The 6,308-nt window shown below is 63.0% G+C and carries 5 protein-coding genes; 2 read left to right on the top strand and 3 right to left on the bottom strand.

Annotation, left to right across the window (positions count from 1 at the left end; all coding sequences use genetic code 11):
* The coding region (locus ACI38Z_RS00600) for a 5-formyltetrahydrofolate cyclo-ligase (protein WP_439788254.1) at nt 1-399 on the bottom strand (399 nt) is incomplete at its 3' end.
* 106 nt (nt 400-505) lie between these two features.
* Between ACI38Z_RS00600 and ACI38Z_RS00595 the strand changes: the two genes are divergently transcribed.
* On the top strand, nt 506-1,237 hold the full coding sequence (locus ACI38Z_RS00595) for a M48 family metallopeptidase (protein ID WP_439788253.1): 732 nt from the start codon (nt 506-508) through the stop codon (nt 1,235-1,237).
* A 145-nt stretch (nt 1,238-1,382) separates the two neighbouring features.
* Nucleotides 1,383-2,435 carry a tryptophan--tRNA ligase gene (gene trpS, locus ACI38Z_RS00590; protein WP_439788252.1) on the top strand — a complete coding sequence of 351 codons (1,053 nt, stop codon included), beginning with the start codon at nt 1,383-1,385 and terminating at the stop codon, nt 2,433-2,435.
* A 107-nt stretch (nt 2,436-2,542) separates the two neighbouring features.
* Here trpS and ACI38Z_RS00585 read toward each other — a convergent pair whose 3' ends face one another.
* Nucleotides 2,543-4,111: a YfcC family protein gene (locus tag ACI38Z_RS00585; RefSeq protein WP_439788251.1), complete on the bottom strand. Its 1,569-nt coding sequence runs from the start codon at nt 4,109-4,111 to the stop codon at nt 2,543-2,545.
* A 222-nt stretch (nt 4,112-4,333) separates the two neighbouring features.
* On the bottom strand, nt 4,334-5,935 hold the full coding sequence (locus tag ACI38Z_RS00580; RefSeq protein WP_439788250.1) for a YfcC family protein: 1,602 nt from the start codon (nt 5,933-5,935) through the stop codon (nt 4,334-4,336).
* Nucleotides 5,936-6,308: the final 373 nt, after the last annotated feature.

The raw sequence follows: 6,308 nt of genomic DNA, 5'->3' as shown, positions 1-6,308 counted from the left end.
GCAGATCGACCGTCCCAGCTCGTCGGGCCCAAGGGGCCGCTCCCCCTCCGCCGGCCTTGGCTCCAGCACGCCGCGCATGCCGGCGGCCAGCCCCTCCAGGGACCCAACCTCGTAGAACCTCAGCACGCAGCCGCCTTCGCCCTGCTCGCAGCGCGGGAGCGCCACGCGCTTGCCGTCCGCAAGGGCACGCTGGATGATCTGCCGTGTGGGGAACTCGTCCTCAAATGGGACGTACGCCAGCAGCCATGCGGCGCGGCGGTACTCGGGCAGCGCGCGCAGGTGCAGGCGCACCTCCGCGTCCACGCGCTTGCGATAGCGTGGCGAAAGGCCCTTGGATGCCCTGAGGTAGCTCTCACGAAGTGCGGACTTGCTCGCATCTTCCCCACAAGAACTGGCCATCGGCACCCTCCCCATACTACAATCGCAAGTCTAGACCATGGGAGCCCCGTACCGCGGGGCATTATTGCATACGGAAAAATTGTAACAGGGAGGACGCGTCCGCGTAATGGGGACTGCCAAGTGCATCGACATCGGCGGCGTCGCGGTGACCGTGGTCCGCAAGCGCGTGCGGCGCGTCAACCTCAGGGTCCGCCAAGACGGCTCCGTCTTCGTGAGCGCGCCCGCCCGCGTGCCCCTCTCCCAGATAGAGGAGTTCGTCCTGGCGCACCGCCAGTGGATCGAGCGTGCCCGGCAGCGCGCCCTCGCGCGCGAGGATGCCAGGCGAGAGGGACTTCGCGACGGGGGGCACACCCACCTGCTGGGACGCACGCTCTCCATACGCGCCGTCGCGGACCTCCCCCGCCGTCGCAGGCCACGGGCCGAGGCCGAGGGGGACGTCCTTCTCGTCCACGTTTCGCGCGACGTCGCGACGGAGGGCGCCCAGGACCTCGCGCCCCTCATCGGCGCGGCCGTGGAGGACCTGCGGCGCCAAGAGCTTGAGGAGCTGCTTCCCGCGATGTTCGAGCGCCACGAGCCCCTCATGGGCGTCCATGCGAGCGGATGGCGCCTGCGCCGCATGACGTCCCGGTGGGGCTCGTGCAACGTGCGTACGGGGCGCATCACGCTCAACACGGAGCTCGCCGCGCACCCCGTGCCCAGCATCGAGAGCGTCGTCGTGCACGAGCTCTGCCACCTGCTCGAGCCGAGCCACAACGCGCGCTTCCACGCGCTCATGGACCGCTACTGTCCCGCGTGGCGCGAGGCCAGGCGCGAGCTCGACGCGCCGCCACGGACCTAGCGCGAGCCGGGCGGCGGCGCCTCTCGCCCGTCGCGTCGCGCCGCGTTTCGCCATGGTGTCCCACGTGCCACCCGCCCTGACGCCACGGCGGTTTTGCCGTAGGATGTAGGGGTTGCCTTTTGAACCGTTCCACAAGGAGAAGAACATGCCCAACGAGGGAAGCTACGAGGCGGCGCTCAGGCGCAGCCAGGAGGTCGAGGCGGACATCGCCTCCGGCAAGGTCGAGAAGTACACCATGCTCACGGGTGACAGGCCCACCGGCCGCCTGCACCTGGGTCACTACTTCGGCACCATCAAGGAGCGCGTGCGCCTGCAGAACCTTGGCGTGAGCACCAACATCATCATCGCTGACTACCAGGTCATCACGGACCGCGACACCACGGAGCACATCCGCGACAACGTGTACAACATGGTTATGGACTACCTCGCCTGCGGGATCGACCCGGACAAGACCATGATCTTCACGCACTCCGCCGTCCCCGCGGAGAACCAGCTCATGCTGCCGTTCCTCTCGCTCGTGACCGAGGCCGAGCTGCAGCGCAACCCCACCGTCAAGGCCGAGATGGAGGCCTCCGGCCACTCGCTCACGGGACTCCTGCTCACCTACCCGGTTCACCAGGCCTGCGACATCCTCTTCTGCAAGGGCAACATCGTGCCCGTCGGCCGCGACCAGCTGCCCCACATCGAGGTCACGAGCAAGATCGCCCGTCGCTTCAACGAGCGCTACGGCAAGGTCTTCCCGGACGTGACGGGGCTCCTCACCTCCACGCCGCTCATCCCGGGCCTCGACGGCCGCAAGATGAGCAAGTCCTACGGCAACGCGATCTCGATCAGCATGACCGCCGAGGAGACCGCCAAGCTCATCAAGAAGTCCAAGACCGACTCCGAGCGCTTCATCACGTACGACCCGGAGGCGCGTCCCGGCGTGTCCGCGCTGCTCACCACGGCCGGCATCTGCACCGGCCGCGACCCCAAGGACATCGCGGCCGAGATCGGCAACGGTGGCTCCGGCCAGCTCAAGAAGTACGTGACCCAGGCCGTCAACGACTACTTCGCGCCCATCCGCGAGCGTCGCCACGCCTACGAGAACGACCTCGACTACGTCAAGGACGTCCTCCACGAGGGCAACCGCAAGGCCAACGAGATCGCCCAGAGGACCCTCGACGAGGTCCGTGAGGCCATGGGCATGGTCTACTAGGAGAACCATCCCTCACCCAACGATGGTGCTACGGCTCATGCAGGCGCGTCCTTCTCCCCCACCAACGCGGGCGAGAAGGACGCGCCTTTCTTGCGGATGCCTTGTGCCTACAGCACGACCATCGCGATGGCGAGCACCACCACGTTCACGACGGCCGTCGCGAGCACGACCTTGCCCACGAACTTGAGCCACGTCCCGTACTCCACGCGCGAGAGCGCGAGTCCGCCCATGATGGCGCCGTTGGCAGGCGTGAAGTAGTTGACGACGCCGCTTGCGGACGCGAACACGTTGATCATGATCGCCGGGTTGAAGCCGAGCGACTGCGTGAGCGGCCCCATGATCGGCATCGAGATCGTCGCCATGCTCGAGGTGCCCGGGATGAGGATCGACAGCAGGAAGTACAGCACGTAGCTTCCGAGCGCGAATACCACGGGCGACGTGCCCTTGAGCGCGGCGGACACGTGGTTGAGCACGAAGAGCGAGAGTCCCGTGTCGCCCATGAGGATGGCGACGCCGCGCGAGAGCCCCACGATCATCACGACGCCCATCATGTCGCCGCAGCCCGCGAGGAACGTGCGCACGAGCTCGTGCTCGCCCATGCCCGCGGCGACGCCGATGACGATGGCCATGATGAGGAACCACGTGGTGGACTCCGAGAAGTACCAGTCTCCCAGCGGCGTGCCCGTCAGGAACGAGGACCATCCGGCGTTGTCCACGACCGTCGTGCGGAGCGTACCGCTCGCGTTCTTGGGACTCAGCTTGAGCGTGCCAAGGTCATCGTCCTCGTACTGCTTCCTGATGTCCGACGCCGCGACGTGACTGGTCTCCACGTGAGAGCTCTCTCCCGCCGTGAACGCGTTCACACCGAGCTTTCCCCAGGGCACAAAGCCGACGATCATCACGAGGAACGAGAGCCCGAACAGCCAGAGGACCATCCTCTGCTTGCGCGTCGGCTCGGCGTACTCGGACTTGGCCGCGGCAGCGTCCCCATACGCCTCCTGTGCGGCGGCCGTCTCGTCTGCGCTCATGAGCGACCTTCCCGCATCCGCCCTAACGCGTTTGGCATAGCTCATGACGAAGTAGACGGCCACGACATACGAGGTGACCAGAAGCACGAGTCCGAGGCCGATCACGACGCCCTGGTCAGCAACTATGCCACAGGAGCTCAGGACGTCGGACGCGATGCCCGTGGCGAACGGGTTAACCGTCGAGCCCAGGCAGCCGACGCCGGCGCCCAGGAGCACCATCATGGCGCCGGTCATGGAATCGAACCCGGCGGCCATCATGGTTGCCGAGAGCAGCGCATAGAAGCCGACGGTCTCCTCGCAGAAACCGTAGGTGCTTCCCAGCACCGCGAAGATGAACATGAGCACGGGGATGAGCTTCAGCTCGTTGCCACCCATCTTCTTGACCAGGGCGCCTATCCCCGCCGAAAGAGCATCCGTCGCGTTCACGATCGCGAGGAACCCGCCCAGCACCATCACGAAGAGCGCGACCCCGAGCCCGTCCTTGAACCCGTTGACGGGCGACATCATGAGCGTGCCAAACGACACGGCCTTGACCTCACTCGTGAACCCTGACAGCACGATGCTTATGAGCGCGATTGCCGCCAATAGTATGAACATGATCGAGAAGGACGTGAGCACCCTTCTCTTCTTCCCATTGCCCTCGGACACTGCAACACCCCTTAGACGAAAATGACCGTTCAGACGGCCCGCTTATAACACACGTTTATGTATCGTAATCATTCTGTAACATATATTCTTCTCTTATCTGCAGCAGTGCGCACCAGTTCGGTAAACGCAGATGGCGCGATTTCATGCATATCACCAATCAGCGCGGCCAACAAAAAGGGCACCCCCTTGCGGAGGTGCCCTTCTCGTCCTATTGCGCTAGGGCTATGCCGGGATGGCAACCATGGCGATGGAGAGGATGACCATGCAGGCGATCGAGATCGTGATGACGATCTTGAGGCAGAACTTGACCCACGTGCCGTACTCGATGCGGGACAGGGCAAGGCCGCCCATGATGGCTCCGGACGTAGGCGTGATCAGGTTCACGACGCCGCACGCGGCGGAGAAGATCATGATCATGATCGCGGGGTTGAAGCCAAGCTTTGCGGCCAGGGGCCCGAGGATGGGCATGGACAGAGTAGCCAGGCCGGACGTCGACGGGATGAGGAACGAGAGCAGGAACAGGAGCAGGAAGGAGCCGATGGTGAACACGACGGCAGGCGTGCCCTGAAGCGCGTTCGCGGAGTCGGCCAGCACCAGGTTCGCGATGCCCGTGCTCTTCATGAGGACGGAGACGCCACGGGAGACCGCGATGATCATGACGACCGACATCATGTCACCGGCGCCAGCCATGAACGTGTCGACTATCTCGTGCTCCGAGAGCCCGCCGATGATGCCGATGAGGATGGCGAGGAGCAGGAACCAGGTCGTGGACTCTGCGAAGTACCACTGGCCAAGCGGGGTGCCCGTGAGGAACGCGGACCAGCCGGCGTTGTCGGTTACGGTGGTGGTGAGGGTGCCCTTGGTGTTCTTCGGGGTCAGCTTGAGGGTGCCGAGGCTGTCGTCGCTGTACTGCTTCTCGATGTCTGCAGCGGTGACCTTGGTGGTCTCCTCGTGAGAGGAAGCGCCCGCCACGAAGAAGTTGTTGCCGAGGTCCTCCCAAGGCACGAAGGAGATGACCATGATGATGAACGCTGCCGCGAACACCCAGAGGACTGCCTTCTGCTTGCCGGAGAGGCTCTTCTTCTCGTCGGACTTGTCATCGTTCGCGTATGCCGCGACGGAGGCGTCGATCTCATCCTTGCTCATGAGCGACTTGGAGGGGTCAGCCTTGACGCGCTTGGCGTACTGCAGCACGAAAAAGACGGAGATACCATAGGAGACAAAGAGAAGGACGAGGCCAAGGCCGATGACGACCGCCTGGTTGACCTTGATGCCCATGTCCGTGAGCGCGGAGCTCGCGATTCCGGTGGCAAACGGGTTGACCGTGGAGCCGAGGCAGCCGACACCAGCGCCGAGAAGGACGATCATCGCGCCGCTGAGGGAGTCATAGCCAGCCGCGATCATCGTGGCAGAGAGCAGGGCGTAGAAGCCGACGGTCTCCTCGCACATACCGTAGGTGGTGCCGCCGAATGCGAAGATGGCCATGAGGATCGGGATGAGCTTGAGCTCGTTGCCGTTCATCTTCTCGACCAGGACGTCGATGCCCGTGGCGAGCGCATCGGTCTTGTTGACGATGCCGAGGAAGCCACCAAGGACCATGACGAAGAGGCAGACGTCGACGGCATCCTTGAAGCCATTGACAGGCGCCATCGTGAAGCTGCCGAGCGTAGCGCCCGTCACCGTTCCCTGGATGTCCTCATAGTGGTACGGAGTGCCATTCATGAGGATCGAGATGATGGCCACAATGGCCAACAAGATGAAGATGATAGAGAAGGATGTGAGCATCTTCCTCTTCTTCTTCGGCTGCGCTGTCGTATCTGACATGACCGCAACTCCTTTCGACGCAATGCGTCACTCGACCTAGTGTCAGCGGACCTGTAACAGTATTGCTACACAATCCGCTAAATTCCGCTACATATCCTACACGACTTCGTCAAAGAAACCTTGTCCTGTTCGCAAGCGTTATGCAATAGTCGGTGAAGTGTTACGCGTCGCCCCATACATTCCAAAACTGCCGTCTGCGGGCAAGAACTCCACGCTTGCCGAACCTGAATAAACTTCAAAGTGCAAAATGCAAGTTCAGAGCCATATTTGATATTTGAGAAATTTCACCTCTTCTTACCAATTTGATTGCTGCAAAAAGAAAAGCGGATATGTTTTCTGCATATCCGCTTCATCAATATCTATTTTGTCGTGA

The sequence above is a fragment of the Parafannyhessea sp. genome, from assembly GCF_051876455.1.
Taxonomy (GTDB): domain Bacteria; phylum Actinomycetota; class Coriobacteriia; order Coriobacteriales; family Atopobiaceae; genus Parafannyhessea.
Note: the sequence above shows the minus strand (reverse complement) of the source record. Positions and strands in the feature narration are given on the sequence as shown.